The organism is Arthrobacter sp. H35-D1, from assembly GCF_030063185.1.
Lineage (GTDB): Bacteria > Actinomycetota > Actinomycetes > Actinomycetales > Micrococcaceae > Specibacter.
This window is the reverse complement of record NZ_JASISP010000001.1, coordinates 532,004-548,063: the sequence shown is the minus strand read 5'-3', so window position 1 is coordinate 548,063 and position 16,060 is coordinate 532,004. Positions and strand designations below refer to the sequence as shown.

General features: G+C 62.1%; 12 protein-coding genes. 5 read left to right on the top strand and 7 right to left on the bottom strand.

The window, feature by feature from the left end; genetic code table 11:
* The first annotated feature begins 495 nt into the window (after positions 1–495).
* The gene (locus tag QMG25_RS02480; RefSeq protein WP_502866337.1) at positions 496–1,869 is read left to right on the top strand and encodes an IS1182 family transposase; all 1,374 of its coding nucleotides are present in this window, start codon (positions 496–498) and stop codon (positions 1,867–1,869) included.
* Positions 1,870–2,187: 318 nt separating this feature from the next.
* Here QMG25_RS02480 and QMG25_RS02475 read toward each other — a convergent pair whose 3' ends face one another.
* Complete coding sequence (locus QMG25_RS02475; RefSeq protein ID WP_283456979.1) at positions 2,188–3,306, bottom strand: DUF2855 family protein; 1,119 nt, start codon at positions 3,304–3,306, stop codon at positions 2,188–2,190.
* A 202-nt stretch (positions 3,307–3,508) separates the two neighbouring features.
* Here QMG25_RS02475 and QMG25_RS20475 point away from each other — a divergent pair, with 202 nt between their 5' ends.
* On the top strand, positions 3,509–3,886 hold the full coding sequence (locus QMG25_RS20475) for a pyridoxamine 5'-phosphate oxidase family protein (protein WP_502866336.1): 378 nt from the start codon (positions 3,509–3,511) through the stop codon (positions 3,884–3,886).
* Between the two features lie 269 nt (positions 3,887–4,155).
* Here QMG25_RS20475 and QMG25_RS02470 read toward each other — a convergent pair whose 3' ends face one another.
* Complete coding sequence (locus QMG25_RS02470; RefSeq protein WP_283456978.1) at positions 4,156–5,631, bottom strand: TIGR01777 family oxidoreductase; 1,476 nt, start codon at positions 5,629–5,631, stop codon at positions 4,156–4,158.
* A 110-nt stretch (positions 5,632–5,741) separates the two neighbouring features.
* Here QMG25_RS02470 and QMG25_RS02465 point away from each other — a divergent pair, with 110 nt between their 5' ends.
* Together QMG25_RS02465 and QMG25_RS02460 are read left to right on the top strand one after the other, a co-directional pair.
* Positions 5,742–9,440 carry a TM0106 family RecB-like putative nuclease gene (locus QMG25_RS02465; RefSeq protein ID WP_283457365.1) on the top strand — a complete coding sequence of 1,233 codons (3,699 nt, stop codon included), beginning with the start codon at positions 5,742–5,744 and terminating at the stop codon, positions 9,438–9,440.
* Between the two features lie 7 nt (positions 9,441–9,447).
* Positions 9,448–10,098 (top strand): DUF1345 domain-containing protein, encoded by a 651-nt coding sequence (locus QMG25_RS02460; protein ID WP_283456975.1) that lies wholly within the window; start codon positions 9,448–9,450, stop codon positions 10,096–10,098.
* Positions 10,099–10,106: 8 nt separating this feature from the next.
* On the opposite strand, the gene QMG25_RS02455 is transcribed toward QMG25_RS02460, so the two are convergent.
* The 5 genes from QMG25_RS02455 to QMG25_RS02435 are packed head-to-tail and all read right to left on the bottom strand — an operon-like array spanning position 10,107 to position 15,350.
* Complete coding sequence (locus QMG25_RS02455; protein WP_283456973.1) at positions 10,107–11,420, bottom strand: M18 family aminopeptidase; 1,314 nt, start codon at positions 11,418–11,420, stop codon at positions 10,107–10,109.
* 22 nt (positions 11,421–11,442) lie between these two features.
* Entirely contained in the window at positions 11,443–12,141 is a 699-nt protein-coding gene (locus tag QMG25_RS02450; protein WP_502866327.1) for a response regulator, read from the bottom strand.
* Between the two features lie 22 nt (positions 12,142–12,163).
* Positions 12,164–13,450 carry a sensor histidine kinase gene (locus QMG25_RS02445; protein ID WP_283456971.1) on the bottom strand — a complete coding sequence of 429 codons (1,287 nt, stop codon included), beginning with the start codon at positions 13,448–13,450 and terminating at the stop codon, positions 12,164–12,166.
* A 35-nt stretch (positions 13,451–13,485) separates the two neighbouring features.
* A complete protein-coding gene (locus tag QMG25_RS02440) occupies positions 13,486–14,400 on the bottom strand; it encodes an ABC transporter permease (protein WP_283456969.1) in 915 nt (304 codons plus the stop codon).
* Positions 14,397–15,350, bottom strand: coding sequence for an ABC transporter ATP-binding protein (locus QMG25_RS02435; RefSeq protein ID WP_283456967.1), 954 nt, complete (start codon positions 15,348–15,350; stop codon positions 14,397–14,399). The genes QMG25_RS02440 and QMG25_RS02435 overlap by 4 nt, the downstream gene beginning before the upstream one ends.
* 230 nt (positions 15,351–15,580) lie before the next feature.
* Between QMG25_RS02435 and QMG25_RS02430 the strand changes: the two genes are divergently transcribed.
* Positions 15,581–16,039 (top strand): hypothetical protein, encoded by a 459-nt coding sequence (locus QMG25_RS02430; RefSeq protein ID WP_283456965.1) that lies wholly within the window; start codon positions 15,581–15,583, stop codon positions 16,037–16,039.
* Positions 16,040–16,060 lie beyond the last annotated feature (21 nt).

Here is a 16,060-nt window from a genome sequence, read left to right as displayed (position 1 = left end):
TAACGTAACTCGACGCCGAAAGCGCTAAGTAGCTCCGAGACTGTGTGGCCCACTTTCACTGCGATGCTTCGTAGCTTCGGTTTCTTTAATGCGATGTCCCCTCGGGTTAGTGATACTTCCACATCAAGGAATTGTGATGGGCCGGCGGATCCAACGTTGCCGGGGCCTCTTCTAAGCGTTGGTCTTCTCACTGCCATCCCCATCTCAGTGGCAGATCCCCGGATCCATGGTTGGTTCCGGGACACGAAGCCATGCAGTGACGGCTAGACCGACCATTCTCTGGTCCTCGTCTAGTGTGTGGGTCAATAGTCGGGAATGGCAATGACCCGATAATGCTTTAAAACGCCGGTGGATTAGCAGGGATTCCGTGCCAGTGCTGGGATAATTGGGGGTATGGATACTTTTTCTTCCCACCTGTCTGATGGTCTTTTTGATGCTGGGTTGGTCGAGCGGGTGGAGGCCCCGGCTGATGGTCGGATGGATGCCAATGGTGGGGTGAGGAAGCGGTTCAAGGATTTTGAGCCGGATGCGGTGATGTTGGTGCCGCCGTCTTTGGAGGAGTGGCTGCCTGAAGGGCATTTGGCCCGGTTCATTGCCGAATTGGTGGAGAACGAACTCGATCTGACTTTCTTCTATAAGTCGTATGCGAAGGCGAAGGGCCAGCCTCCGTATGATCCGCGGTTGATGTTGCGGGTCCTGATTTACGGGTACTGCACCGGGGTTCGTTCCTCCCGTGCGATTGAGCGGGCTTGTACTGACATGGTCTCCTTTAGGTGGTTGTCGGCGCAGCAGGGACCGGACTTCCGCTCCATCGGGCGCTTTCGCGAACGCCACCTGGCGGCGTTCGCGAACGTGTTCTTGCAGGCCTTGGAACTGTGCCAGGCCGCGGGCATGGTGAAGCTGGGGAAAGTCGCCCTGGACGGGACGAAGGTGCGGGCGAATGCTTCCAAGCACAAGGCGATGTCCTATGCGAGGATGAGCGAGAAGCAGAAGGTGTTGGCCCAGGAAATCAGTGACTTGATGGCCGAAGCCAAAACCGTCGATGCCAATGAGGACGCGAAGTTCGGGCCGGGCACGCGTGGGGATGAGTTGCCGGTGGAACTGGCCAACCGGCGGGCACGGGCCGCAGCGATGGCCGCCGCCAAGGCCTCGATTGAGGAAGAAGCCGCGGCGAAGGCACGTACGGACGCTGAGGAGAAGGCCACCAAGCGCGGGGACGATGATGATGACATCACCGCTGCCGGGGACAAGGCCGCTGCAGAAGCAGAACCGAAACCCACGGCGCAGCGGAACTTCACCGATCCGGACGCGCGGATCATGAAGCGCGCCGATGGCTCGTTTTCCTACAACTACAACGGCCAGGCCGCCGTTGACGGGTACCGGCAGGTCATTGTGGCCGCGGAGATGAATCAGGGCACCAATGACTACGGGCAACTGGTTCCCATGGTTGAACAAACACTTCAGAACCTGGGCCAGATGCCCCGGCAGTGGCTGGCGGATACCGGGTACTGCTCGACAGCGAACCTCGACCACGCCCGGGAACTGGAGACCGTGCATGGCACGGAGTTCTTCATTTCCACCGGGCGCATGAAGCACTCGACCCCGATCCCGGAATCGCCGCGGGGCAGGATCCCGGCCACCACGACCGTGGTCGGGCGGATGGCCCGAAAGCTGAAAACCAAGCCGGGGAAGAAAGCCTACGCCAGACGCAAAGCGATCGTGGAACCGGTCTTCGGACAAATCCACACCCGGCAAGGCAAACACTTACTGCTGCGCGGGCTGGAGAAAGCACAGCTTGAATGGAAACTGCTCGCTGCCTGCCACAACCTCATGAAACTCCGCAGCTACCGGGCAGAAACGGCCACATAGGCCGAAGCCAGGGAAGGAGCTGCACTACACAAAGGCCCCGCCAACGCCCCGAGAGGAGTCGTAACAGGGCCTGGAGCCCTCTTTGACCGCTCCTGGCCGGCAGTTAGACCAAAACCGTCAAATCCAACAAAAATTCCTGCCCACACCACCCCACCCTTCAAAACGCTACTGACCCACACACCTAGTGGACAGTTGACGCCCCAGACGTGCTATTTACGGGCCAAGTCCAAACTCAGCCTGGATTCGGGTTTTTGGTTCAACTGTGGTGAGCCGGGACACCGGCTTTTATTGCCGTGCCGTCCAGGCCCTACATCGGGCCTAGGGCGCCACAACAATCGCATGGCCGGGAGTCAGTGATCCATCCCGAACCATGGCATATTTCGCAGCCAAGCCCTCAAGTCCCTGCACGGATTCGATCGTGAGCCAGTCTCGGCTCTCGGCAAAGGATCTCAGCAGAAAATCCTGGGTTACCCGGTCAAATTCCGCAGCCCCCCACTGCTTCATCCGTTCCTGGATGACGCCGGGGACGAAGAACATCTCGCTGCGCTCACGGATGATGTCCTGCCCACCACTGGCCTCGTCCCAGTGGGTCAGGCCCACGTTGATCGAGTGCAGCATCGCTTCGCCGAGGTGGTGGTGCACTCGTCCGAGCACTGCCCCGCTACCTGCCATGTCGACCACCACGCTGGGCCGTTGGGAAAGCGTGCTCTCGATCTCGTCGTAGGTCACAACCTGATCATAGAGACCGAGCCCGATGACGAAGTCGCGGTTCTTCGGCGCAGTGATCCCAACGGTCTTCGGGGAACTCTGATCCCGCTTCAGCGCACTGGCAAGGCCGAGGCCGGTCTTGGAGGACGCCGATACGATAACAACCTGCTCCGCAGAGAACCATGCCGCTTCCCGCAGGGCCTCCCAGAGCGCCCAAGCGGTCGTCTGCAACGGGTTCAGTAACATTCGCAGATCGTCGTCGCCCGGATCGTAGCCCGGTTCCTGCAACACCCGCTGGTAGGTGTTGTAGGTGGGCGGAAGATCTGCCCGATGTGCAGACGCGTCCACAAGGGGGCTCTGTGCCGATCGTGAGGCGTCGGGGTGCATCACGAGATGCGTTGCCGGCGGGAAGTAGCCGAACAGTCGCTCCCCCACCTCGAGATTGGCGCATCGAGACTCAACCACATCTGCGAACCCCCACACCGGCATCACGCCCCACTCGTGGTCGCCCTCATCACCGTCATCTGGCCCATGGGCGGCGGTAAAGAACTGCCAGTAGCCCAAGCGATCGCCCAGCACCACGTAGGTGATGTTGTTGGAGGACAGGCCGAACCGGTCGACTCGCACCAGGGCATCGCCCTCACCCATGCTCGCCGCATAGTCCGCCGGAGTCACATCGATGAGCCGAGTGCGTGCCGGGTCAGTCTTGCTGATCTGAAACTGGGTCATGGGGCACACTCTTCCACGACTGCCCGCCGTGTCAACCCCCGCCGCCATGTGCTGCTGGCGCACCCGCTAACGAGCGCTTGAGAAGCCAGTGCTTGGCGGCACGAATCAGTAGCGTGCCGCACCTGCGACCCGTCTTGCGGTCACAGAGTCAGCAGTTCGAGCCCCGCGTGCTAATCGTCAAGGACGTGGCCGGGACTGCGGCATCAAGATCGCCACGGGCGGCGAATCGGCGAAAGGGCGCCAACTGTTGACGAATCCGAACTGTTCCCTGAGGTTATACTGGAGTTCGTTCGCCAGAGCGGTGCGGGTCCGTGGAGTCGCTCAGCGAGCTACCGAAGCAGAGTCAGCGAAGGACTTCCTTGCACGCCATCCAAAAGCCCGTGCGATTGCTTTGGCAGGCCAGCAGAGTCCCATCTTTTCGACTGATGCCACCAGAGATGAACTGATCTCGCAAGCCGCGGCGGCCGCTGAAGTCGATGCCGGGATCGTTTCTCCACATTTGACGGCCTGGACAGTCGTACCAAACTCAGTTGAATTTTGGCAGGACGATCCAAGTCGTCATCACCAACGCCTCAGCTAAATGCGGACCGAGACCGCATGGGACAAGCAGCGCTTATGGCCGTGCGGTGCCGCAGCAATTTACTATCCGTCCTGCATAAGGTTCCCGTTACGGAACCACCAGCTCTATTCGGTCCGGACCCGGCAGGCGGCACATGTGATGGGTGCCGGTGATATGAATCCCGGATTGGTAACACGCAGGCGACATGAGCCGAGGCGGACTGACCTGCAGGACCGGGACCTACCACAACCTGCGGTTTGGGCGGGCGCCGGGCCTTCTGGCTGCCCCGGCTACGCGCCCAGGATGTGGCGCAGAGCCGTTTCAAGCTCAGCGTGCCTGAAGCTGTAACCGCTGGCCTGGACCTTGTCCGCGGAGACCCGCTGGTTGGCCAGCGCCAATTCGTTGGCTCCCTGGGCTCCCAGCAGCAGCTTGGGCCCCAATTCCGGGACCTTGAATCCGGCAGGGCGGTTCAGCACCCTGCCCAAGACACGCGCAAAATCACCAGCCGTCACCGGATGCGGGGCCACGCCGTTCAAGGGCCCGGACACACTGTCCGTCAGTGCCGCATGGGCAAAGATGCCGGAAATGTCGTCAATCCCCACCCAACTCTGGAACTGTTCCTGCCCCAGGGGGCCTCCCGCGCCCGCCAAATACAGGGGCAACAGCCGCTGCAAAACTCCTCCGGCTGCCGAGAGCACCAGGCCCGTGCGAACGTTCACCACCCGCACGCCCGCTTGCGCCGCCGGATCACAAGCAGCCTCCCAATCCCGGCAGACGGTGGCCAGGAAATCAGTACCTGCCGGGTCTCGTTCCACGAGCGGGCGCGGAGTTGCCCCCGCTCCGGCCTCCGGATGGGCGCCGTAGTAGCCCACTGCGGAACCGGACACCAGGGTGCGCTGCACGCCGTCGGACGCCAGCTCCGCCAAGGCCCGAGCCAGCAACCCGGTGCCGCGAATCCGGCTTTGGTGGATGGCTTCCTTGTTGGCGTCGGTGAACCTCCCGCCAATGGGGTGCCCGGCTAGGTGCACCACCGCTTGGCATTGAGCCAGGGCTGCCGAGTCCAGCAAGCCGGCGTCGGGATCCCAAAAGATCTCATCTGCAGCCTGCGGCGCCCGGCGCACCAGCTTCAGCACCGTGTGTCCGCCGCCGCCCAACAGTGCGCACACTTGCCGGCCAATCAGGCCCGATGCCCCGGAGACGGCAATCGTCAACGGTCCGGCGGAGTGCTCGTGGTGGAAGGACAAGTCCGCCAGCAGCTGCCGTCCCCGAAACGCGAACATGCGCTCAAGCTCTGCATTCATTCGCTTGTAGGCCCATTGGCTGCGAGCCAACGCGGGCAGCTCGTAATGCACCTCGTCCACCATGACAGTGCTGCCAGGCTCCGGCCCGTCGCTGAATTTGTGGGTGTGCGTCCACGACGCCAGCGGCCCCTTGTCCATGACGTCGGTAAAGCTGGATCCGGGCACCAGGACGGTGTGCAGGGCATCCCATCTCAGCTCCGGCTTCGTCCAACGCTTTCCCGCCAACGCTGTCGGGAGCATGCCGCGCACGCTGCCTGCGGCCGATCCCAGCCACATCCCCATGCCCCCGGGGGCGCCCACGCCCATGGCCGCCGTCGAGCCGACGTTGATGCCGTTGCTCGGTTCGGCCAACACTGCCCCAAAGAACGACGGCGTGAGCCTCACCAGCGCGCCTGGCCGGGTGAACCAGTCAAACACCTCCTCGCGTGGAAGGGGAATGGATGTAGTGCAGTGAAAAACGGCCATGGCAACCTCCAAAGTGGATTTGACTACCATCCTGCCCCATGGAGGGGACAAAGTGTCAGTGCCACTTGCTAGATTCAAGGTGCTGCACAACTCGTATGGAAGGCAAGACCATGTTTCTGCTCGATTCCCCCGCCGGCGGCGAGGCCCCGCTGATCTTTTCGGCGTCGGACCTTGTCACAGCCAGCGAGTGCCAGTACAAGACACTTCGCATCCTTGACGAGAAGCTGGGGAGGATGCCGAAACCTGGTTTTGCCAAGGACGAAATGATGGAGCGTGCCGCCAAACTCGGTGACGCATTCGAACACAAAATTCTCGATGAGTATGAGGCCAAGTTCGGGGTATGGAACAAATCCACGGGCACAGGTGTGAAGGTCGTGGAGCGCGGCAAGGGCCCCTTAACGTGGGCCAGCCTGGAAGCCAAGCGCGAAGAAACCCTAGAGGCGTTGCGGATCGGGGCCGACGTGGTTTTCCAGGCCACATTCTTTGACGGCTCGCTCGTGGGGTTTGCAGATTTCCTCGTGCGGCAGCCGGATGGCTCCTATTCCGTTTACGACACCAAGCTGGCCCGGCACGCGAAGGTCAGTGCGCTGCTGCAGCTGGCTGCCTACGGGGACCAACTGCAGCAGTATGGCATTCCACTGGCACCAGTCACGAAGCTGGTTCTGGGCAACCGCAAGGAAAGCCCGCATTCCATGGCGGACCTGCTCCCGGTGTTCCGTGAGCGCCGCGATAATTTCCTGGGCTTCACGGCAGCACACAGGGCACAACCGAAGCCCGTCGCGTGGCTGCAAGAAGGTGTCAGTTACTGCGGACGTTGCGACTATTGCGCCGAGCAGGTCAAGGAAACCGGCGACTTGTTGCTCGTCAACGGCATGACGAGTTCCCAGCGCCGCAAGCTCATGGCCGACGGCATCACCACGATCGACGCGCTGGCCGCCATGCCGGAAGCCAAGGCAACGGGCCCGCTGACGAGACTGCGCGACCAGGCCCGCATGCAGCTCGGGTTGGAGCCTGGTGTCAAGACTGTCACTGCGGGCACGGGCCCCGACGGGCATGAGATCAGTTACAAGGTGCTGGCGACTGTCAGCACACTTCCTGCACCCAGCCCCGGCGACATTTTCTTTGATTTCGAAGGCGATCCGCTCTGGCAGGATCCTGACAGTGACACAAAGTGGGGCATAGAGTACCTGTTCGGCTCCATTGAGGCCCCCGCCCCCGGTGCTCCCGCTGGCACGCCGGAGACTTTTGTGCCGTTTTGGGCACATTCGCGGGTGCAGGAACGCGAGGCGTTCCTGAGATTTTTGGCCTACGTTGAAGCCCGGCGTGCTCACCAACCGGACATGCATGTCTACCACTACGCCCCCTACGAAAAATCGGCGCTGCGCAATCTCGCCATCCTGCACGGCGACAAGGCTGCCGAGGACACCGTGGACCACTGGCTGCGCAGCGGCCTGCTCGTTGACCTGCTCGACACCGTGCGCCAATCCGTACGCATCTCCGAGTCCTCGTATTCCATCAAGAAGTTGGAGCCGTTTTACATGCCCTCCGGCCGCGTGGGCGATGTGACGAATGCCGGCGCCTCCGTGGTGGCCTACGCCGACTACTGCAAGGCGCGCGACGCCGGACTAGCCGGGGATGCTGCCAAGGCCGCCGAAGCGGAGGTCATCTTGGCATCCATTTCCGCGTACAACGAATACGACTGCCTCTCCACGCTGCGTCTGCGCGATTGGCTGCTCGAGATCAAGGCAGCAAAGATGGTGGACAGTTGGAGCGAAGGCAGCGGAAAACTGCCACAACCGGAAGAATCGACGCCCAAGCCGAGCAGCTGGGAGCCCAGCGAGGGCGAACTCAAGCTGGACGCCTACATTGCCGGGCTCCAAGCGCAGAACGCCTCCCACAAGCCGACGAACGACGAGAACGCCATTGCCATGGTCTCCGCGGCCGCCAGCTACCACCGTCGCGAAGACAAGCAGTTCTGGTGGGGCCACTTTGACAGGTTGGAGAAGGGTCCGCAATCGTGGGCCGAGGAGCGGAACATGCTCCTCGTCCAGAACGTTGCCGTGCTCGAGGACTGGGCAAAAGCGACGCCAAGGGCCAGAACTGAAACCCGGACGCTGAAGATCACCGGCACCGCAACCGAAGGTTCGGACTTCCGCCCGGGCACGTCCTGGTTTGGCATGATCGCCGCCCCGCTTCCCGACGGGTTGGGCGGAGACTCGGAAGACCCGCAGCTGCGGGACGGGCTCTTCAACATCACCGTCGAAGAAGATGTGTCGGATCCTGCCACGCCCGAGCTCACAACCCTTGTCGTGAAGGACAAGTCCTCCATGAAGGTGCCCGCCTACACCCAATGGCCCATGGCACTGACCCCGGACAAGCCAATCGCCACCAAGAGCATCCGCGAAGCCCTGGCCACGCTGGCCGATACCGTTGGCAACAACCTCCCTCATCTGCCCCAGCACCCGGGCATCGAGATCCTGCGCAAGGCGGCGCCGAGGCTGGCCGACGGCGGCACGCTTCCGTCCGCCGTCGTGCATGGCGACGGCCATAGCGTGCATGGCGACGGCCATAGCGTGCAGGAACACGACTACATAGGCGCCATCACTGCTGCCGTGCAGAAACTGGAGCATTCCTACCTTGCAGTCCAAGGCCCGCCCGGGACGGGAAAGACGCACGTGGGCTCGCACGTCATCGCGAACCTGATGAAGCAGGGCTGGAAGGTTGGAGTGGTGGGACAGTCGCATGCAGTCGTGGAGAACATGCTGCGTGCCGCTATTGAAAAGGCCGGTGTGGATCCGGAACGGGTGGGCAAGAAGCTCTCCGCTCCACATGAAGTGCCGTGGAAGATCACCGACGACAAGCAGTTCGGCAAGCTTTTGGGCTCCGCGGAGGGTGCGCTGATCGGTGGAACCGCGTGGACCATGACAGGAGCCAGTGTGCCGGCCGGTTCCCTGGACCTGCTCGTGATTGACGAGGCAGGGCAGTACTCCTTGGCCAACACGCTGGCTGTGGCCCAGTCCGCCAAGCGCCTGTTGCTGTTGGGCGATCCGCAGCAATTGCCGCAGGTCACCCAAGGTTCCCACCCTGTTCCCGTGGATGAATCCGCATTGGGCTGGCTTTCGGCCGGGCATGCGACGCTGCCCGAAGAATTGGGGTACTTCCTTGCCGATTCCTGGCGCATGCATCCAGAGTTGTGTGGGGCGGTCTCGAGGCTCAGCTACGAGGGCAAGCTGAAGTCTGCGCCTGCTGCGCAAGAACGGCATCTCCAAGGCAAGGACCCCGGCGTGGAAACCGTCTTTATCCAACAGGCCGCGGGCAGCGACAAGGAGAACAAGCAGTCCTCCCCCGAGGAAGCAGCAGAGGTGGTCAGGCAGGTCAAGGCTCACGTCGGCCTGTTGTGGACGCCCGGTACCGGCGAAACACCGCGCCAGCTGGGTCAGGAAGACCTTCTGGTGGTCGCCGCCTACAACGCCCAAGTGCACCTGGTGCGCGGTGTTTTGGACAGCGCCGGACTGTCAGGTGTCCGGGTGGGCACTGTCGATAAATTCCAGGGCCAGGAAGCCCCTGTCGTCCTTGTGACCATGGCGTGCGCGGACCCCACGGGGGCTCCGCGCGGCATGGAGTTCCTGCTGAACCGCAACCGCATCAACGTCGCTGTTTCCCGAGGCCAATGGCGGGCTGTCATCATCCGCTCTCCTCAGCTGACCAACTTCATGCCCGGAAAGCCGGCGGGCATGGCAGAACTGGGCGCGTTCATTGGCTTGTGCACAGGCGGGGCTGGCGCAGGGAAGGAACGCATCGTGGCATGATCTCAGCATGAACCAACGCAGCTTCAACCGGACCCGGCACCGGCAGGTGCGCATCGCCGGCATGGTGGTGTGTGGTGCCATGGGAATAGTACTAACGGGACTGCTGGGTGAGTGGGCCTACGCCCCTGCAGTCGGCTGGACTGTCGCCGCACTGATTTACAACGCCTCCGTGTGGTTCACAATTGCGCCCATGGATGCCGCACAAACGGCTGCCCACGCCGTCGAAGAAGACCCGGGGCTGCGCATCTCGGATCTGCTGATTTTGCTGGCAGCGGTGGCTTCGCTGGCCGCCGTCGCGCTTGTCATGGTGGGTAGCAAGGACGTGCCGGGGACGGGGAGGCTGTTGCTGGCCTTGCTTGCCCTGAGCTGCACTGCAATGTCGTGGCTCATGGTGCACACCCTGTTCACGTTGCGCTACGCCGAGGTCTATTACAGCGGCGAACCCGGCGGCATCGGCTTCAACCAGCAAGAGCTGCCGCAATACACCGACATTGCGTACATGGCGTTCAGTGTAGGCATGACCTACCAGGTCTCCGACACTTTCATCACCACGCGGGCCATGCGTTCGGCAGTGTTGCGACACAGTCTGCTCGCCTTTGTCTTTGGCACGGGCATTTTGGCCACCACCATCAACCTCGTCGTCAGCCTCGTGACATAGAGAATTGCTTAGACGGCAGTGCCGAAGAACGTCTCCGAGATGCGCGCCAAGTGGTAGGGATCGGCCACGCCGCACAGCTCCCTGGCCGAGTGCATCGACAGCAGCGGCGTTCCCACGTCGAGAGTGCGAATGCCCAGGCGAGTGGCTGTCAGCGGGCCAATGGTGGATCCGCAGGGGACATCGTTGTTGGAGACAAATTCCTGGTACGGCGCCCCGGCAGCCGCGCACAGCTTGGCCCACACCGCAGCACCCACGGCGTCCGTGGCGTAGCGCTGGTTGGCATTGATTTTTAGCAGCGGGCCACCGTTGAGGACCGGGTGGTTTGCCGGATCGTGGCGCTCGGAGTAGTTGGGGTGGACCGCGTGGCCGGCATCGGCAGAAATGCACAGCGAGTTCGCAAAGGCGCGACGGCGGTCGCTGACACTGGCGCCCAAGGAATCGGACACCCGGACAAGTATGTCCTCAAGAATGGGACCGCACGCACCCGAGCGGGACCCGGAACCAATTTCCTCATGGTCAAAAGCAGCCAGCACGGGGATCGCCGGCAGCTGGGCTCCTTTCGTGCCGGCGGCGCCTGTGCCCGCGGCGTCGGCGGCAGCGGCGGCAGAAATGAGCCCCACCAGCCCGGCGTGGACGGACGTCAGGTTGTCCATCCGCCCGGACGCAAAGAACTCGTCATTGGCACCGAATATCTGACCGGGGGCAGTGTCGGCCACCACAATGTCATAGCCGCCAATACTCTCCGCCTGCACGCCTGCCCTGCTGGCCAACAGGCCCAGAAGGTCTTCATCGGCGGCATTGCCCTGTCCCCAAATCGGGTTCATGTGACCTTGGCGTTCAAGCTTCAGCCCGTCGTTGGCGCTTCGGTCAAGGTGGATGGCGAGTTGCGGAAAGCGCAGCAGCGGTCCCGTCGCCACGAGAGTCTCCGTACCATCCAAATCCACCAGCCGGCCGGCCAACTGAAGTTCCCGATCCAGCCACGAGTTCAGCAGTGGTCCGCCATAGACCTCAACCCCTGCCTGCAACCACCCGAAGCGGCCCGTCGTGGGTTTTGGCTTGAGCTTGAAGGAGGGCGAGTCCGTGTGCGCGCCAAGAATGTTGAAACCGGTGGTGGCCGTCGCCGTCTCCGGCGCCACCCAGGCGATGATGGCGCCGTCGCGGATGACAAAGAACTTGCCGTGGGACGGCCAAGACTCATCTTCGGCCAGCTGGGTGAACCCGGCCTGGCTCAGGCGCCGTCCGGTCTCGTGCGCCGCATGAAAACTCGATGGTGAAGCGGCAATGAAGTCGCGGAGGTCCAGGACGTGCTCAACGGAGGTCATGACTCGATTCAACCATGAAGCGTTAGTAGTCGGGGTTGCTGGGGACCACCAGGCCCGTTTCATAGGCGTACACCACCACCTGCACTCTGTCGCGCAGATGCAATTTCGTCAAGATCCGCCGCACATGGGTCTTGACCGTCGCTTCTGAGAGAAAGAGCTGGTGGGCAATTTCCGCGTTCGAATGCCCTTGGGCAATGCATTGGGCCACCTCGAGTTCGCGCGGAGTCAGCTCCCTGAGCAACGGGTCCGGGGGCTGCGCCGGGCGGGACGGGCTGTTGCGAACAAAGTTCTCCAGCAACCGCTGCGTGACTCGCGGGGCCACCACCGCGTCACCGCTGGCAACCAGCCGCACAGCTTGCACCAACTCCGAGGGCGCAACATCCTTGAGCAGGAACGCACTGGCACCGGCCTGCAAGCCGGCAAATGCGTATTCGTCAAGATCAAACGTGGTCAAGATGATGATCCGAGCCGCCGATAGGGACGCGCTGATGGCACGCGTCGCGGCAATGCCGTCCATGACTGGCATGCGAACATCCATGAGCACCACATCAGGATCCAGCTGCTCCACAGTCTCGAGTGCATCACGTCCATTGGTGGCCTCGCCCACCACCTGGAAGTCGGCTTCACCTTCAAGGATCAGCCTGAACCCCATGCGCAGCAGTGGTTGGTCGTCGACAAGCAAAACCTTGATCACGTCGCCGTTCACAGCATTTGTCCCCACGGGTTCTCTCCTAAAAGTTCACTCACGACGTGCCAATGCCTGGATGCAGCACTGCCACGACTCTCCAGCCGCCCTGCGCCGCCGGGCCGGCGTCGACCGTTCCGGCATAAATTCCTGCACGTTCACGCATCCCGGCAATGCCATTGCCCGACCCCATGGACGCATTCACCGAACCATGCCCGTCATCATTGATCCGCACGGAGAGCTTGTCGCGGTCAAGGTCGTTCTCGATTTCCACCTGAACCCGGGACACTGCCGTGCCATGGCGCAAGACATTTGTCAGTGATTCCTGCACGATCCGGTACACCGTCAGGGCCAGGGCCGGGTCCTGCGGCATCGGTGGCCCGGACTGGGCGAACGTCAGGGACATTCCCGCCTGTCGAAAACCTTCGATCAAGGCGCCCATGTCGCTCTCGTGGGGTTGGGGGGTCCGCCTGGTGCCGCCCTCGGCTCGCAGCACACCCAAAACCCTGCGCATGTCGGACAGCGCCGTACGCCCGGTTTGGGACAGCTGGGACAGCACCTCAGCCGCCTTGGCCGGGTCGCGTTTGACGACGACAGCGGCCCCGTCCGACAGTGCCACCATGACAGTAAGGGAGTGGGCCACCACGTCATGCATTTCGCGGGCAATCCTGTTCCGCTCAGCCACCGAGGCAAGCTGGGCGTTCCTGATGGCCCACTGGCGCAGTTCGGAATCATGCTGGCGCGCACTTCGCACGGAAGCGCCAATTCCGGCGGCAATGATGTTTGCCAAAAGCATCATGATGGCGGAAATGATCTTTGTTTGGTTGGCCGTGGGCCCGTCGGAAAGGACATATTCGCTGGGAAACTGATAAAAGAAGAAGGTAAAAAGCGCCAGCGGAAGACTCGATGCCACAGCGAGGGGAACGCTTACGATCGGGCGGTAGCGAACCGCCGCCGAATACAACGCAAACCAGATGCCAACGCCAATATTTCCCGAACCTGGCACCAACAAAATGTTCATTAGTTCAGAAATGGAAACGATGACAAGCACGGCCAGCGGCCTGTCCCGGCGGAACATGAGCACCGTAGCGATCGCGAGCACCAAAACAAAGTGGACGCCGAGGTTGGCGACCGACCAGGCGGCATTGACGAGGCTGCTGGAACTGACGAGCAGGTAGCTGAGGACCACCACCGCGTCCATGATGCGGGGATGGTTGTAAAAGTATGTCCGGACAGCCCCGCGGCGGCGGGCCGCAAACTCCTCGGCCCGCCGCTCGGCGGATGGTGATTCGGCGGGGGGCGTGGCCGTTCGCTGCCCGTCCCCCGCCTGGCTTTGCGTGCGCACGTCCCGGTCCTTAGCGGTCCGGTGCCGTGTTGGTTTTAGATGTCACGGGTCTTCAGCGAGATAGCGGCCGGCACAGTGATCACAACAATCCAGGCCAGGAAGATCAGCCCGCCGGACAGCGGGCTGATGAAGGCCGCCTTGTCTCCAATTTCCAGCATCCGCCCGCCAGCCACGCTGGGAACGTACTGGCCCACGTACTTCCAGAAATCTCCGGGGATCAGGCTCAGCAGCGAGGTGGCGATTTCCAAGAGGAAGAACAGGGCCACCAAGACCACGACGCCGCCGGCCGCGCTGCGGATCAGCGTGCCCAGCGACAGGCCAATTACGGCCACTCCGGCAACATAGACCCCGCCCAACAAAATGCTGCTCAGTACACCGTCCATGCCCAATGACAACTTGATTCCGTAGATGTTCAGGAGAGGCATTGAAACAAAGAAACTGACAATGGCTGCTGCCAACGTCAGAACGTAGGAGACGACCGCAAGGACAATGGCCTTGGCAAAGAACACTGGCAGGCGTTTGGGTACGGCTGTCATGGTGGAGCGAATCATTCCAGTGCCAAATTCAGAGGCCATGAAAATCACGGCCAAGGCACCCAGCACCAGGATGCCCAGTTGCAGCCCGGCGATGGGCGTTCCATAGACGTTCAGGCCCTGCTCATTGGCTGACGCGATGGCCTGGTCCATGGTCATTGTGGTTTGACCTGTTGGCGGCGTGTCGGGCCCGGTCGGACCGGCGGCACCACCAAGAGCCATCATGCCCTCAACGAACATGCCGCGCACCCAGGCGGCAAAGGCGGCCACACCCACCACGGCCACGAAGGTAAACGCCAGCAGCAGTTGGGTGGATCGCAGTGAACGGAACTTGATCCACTCGCTGCGCAGCGCCCCCATGAATGTTAGTGAACCACCGGCAATGTGCGCTGGCGCGGAAGACTTGGTGGTGCTCATCCTTGGTACTCCTTCACAGCGGCGGGTGCCGACGCGTCGTCGGAAAATTCCTGCGAGTGGTACTCCACTGAGTCCTTGGTGAGGTTGAAGTACGCTTCTTCCAACGACGTTGTCAACGGCGTCAGTTCGTAGACAAGCACTCGGTTTTCCAAGGCGGCGGCGGCAATCTGACGGGAGTCGAGACCCGTCACTTCGAGTGTTTCGTTTTCATGACATTCGACACGGACACCATTGTTGCCCATCAATTGGCTCAGCTTGGTGACTTCCGGGGTGCGCACACGAACTTTGGCCTGTTGGGTGCCGGCCAGGATTTCGGCGATGGGGGCGTCGGCAATGATTTGCCCGCGGCCAATGACGATGAGGCGGTCGGCCGTTAGTGCCATTTCGCTCATCAAGTGCGATGAAAGAAACACGGTTTTTCCCTGACCGGCCAGGTGCTTGGCCAAGTTGCGCACCCACAGCACGCCCTCGGGATCCAGACCGTTCACCGGCTCGTCCAAAATCAGCGTCTGCGGGTCGCCCAATAGCGCCGAGGCAATGCCCAGCCGCTGCCCCATGCCAAGAGAGAACCCGCCGGCTTTCTTCTTGGCGACGGCTGCCAGCCCCGTCATGTCAATGACTTCGTTGACGCGACTGGTGGGGATGTTGGCCGTGGCGGCAAGGGCCAACAGGTGGTTGTAGGCGCTGCGAGAGGTGTGCACTGCCTTGGCGTCAAGGAGCGCCCCCACTTGGTGCAACGGATCGCGGTGGTCCGCATATTTTTTCCCGTTGACGGTGGCGGTCCCCGCTGTGGGTTTGTCCAGGCCCACGATCATGCGCATGGTGGTGGACTTGCCGGCGCCGTTGGGGCCAAGGAAACCTGTCACCAGACCAGGCTCGACAGTGAAGGAGACACCCCCAACAGCCACTGTGGCCCCATAGCGCTTGGCCAGATTTGTTGCCTCAATCATGCGGACTTCCCCTTTTGTGTGATTGCTGGGCTTTGTGTGGCCCTCGTGGCGAATCTATACCAACCGTACGCAATGTTGGCGCTGTTTTCTTCTATCTAAGGGATGAATCAGGGTCCGTTCAGGGTAGTCCGAATGGATGACCCTGCCGTGTCGCCTGCAGTTCCGCACCCAGTCATGGCCGAATACCCACATATCCGTAAAGCCACGGCATTAGACCCCCTGGCCGTCTCGTGCACAGAGCCCCGCTCTGGGTCTCGCTCACGGCCTCGGCCATCATGCTCGCCGGTGCCGGCGCGCCGCTGCTGACGGTCAACAACCCGGCGTTCTTTGCGTTCGACGACGCCTGGTACCGCCTGATGCTTTCGTCCCGCATCCCTTGGCTCGCCCCGGCAAACCGCGTCCTGGATTTCGCTGTCAATGCCGGAATGGTCATTTACTGCGTGCTGCTGCTCCTTGCCCTACTGCCCAGGCTCGAAGGCCAGCTGGTGCATGCGGATTCTGGCGCATACCCTTCCGGGCATGTACGCGCCACCGCGGCGGCCGTGGTAGTGACAGCCATGGTGTTCGGAAAACTATGGATTTGGATCAGCGGTGCCATCCCCAACATGGCCCTGACGTACAGCCGCACGTGTCCAGGCGCCCACTGGCTCTCGGACACGATCCCCGGTGCACCGCTGGGAGGGGGTTGACACTCTTAGTATGATCCGCAG

What these genes read in the sequence shown, in the direction of transcription:
- QMG25_RS02465 (WP_283457365.1), top strand. Translation starts at nt 5,742, where the DNA reads ATGTTTCTGCTCGATTCCCCCGCCGGCGGCGAGGCCCCGCTGATCTTT.
- QMG25_RS02460 (WP_283456975.1), top strand. Translation starts at nt 9,448, where the DNA reads ATGAACCAACGCAGCTTCAACCGGACCCGGCACCGGCAGGTGCGCATC.
- QMG25_RS02440 (WP_283456969.1), bottom strand. Translation starts at nt 14,400, where the DNA reads ATGAGCACCACCAAGTCTTCCGCGCCAGCGCACATTGCCGGTGGTTCA.
- QMG25_RS02435 (WP_283456967.1), bottom strand. Translation starts at nt 15,350, where the DNA reads ATGATTGAGGCAACAAATCTGGCCAAGCGCTATGGGGCCACAGTGGCT.
- QMG25_RS02470 (WP_283456978.1), bottom strand. Translation starts at nt 5,631, where the DNA reads ATGGCCGTTTTTCACTGCACTACATCCATTCCCCTTCCACGCGAGGAG.
- QMG25_RS02455 (WP_283456973.1), bottom strand. Translation starts at nt 11,420, where the DNA reads ATGACCTCCGTTGAGCACGTCCTGGACCTCCGCGACTTCATTGCCGCT.
- QMG25_RS02475 (WP_283456979.1), bottom strand. Translation starts at nt 3,306, where the DNA reads ATGACCCAGTTTCAGATCAGCAAGACTGACCCGGCACGCACTCGGCTC.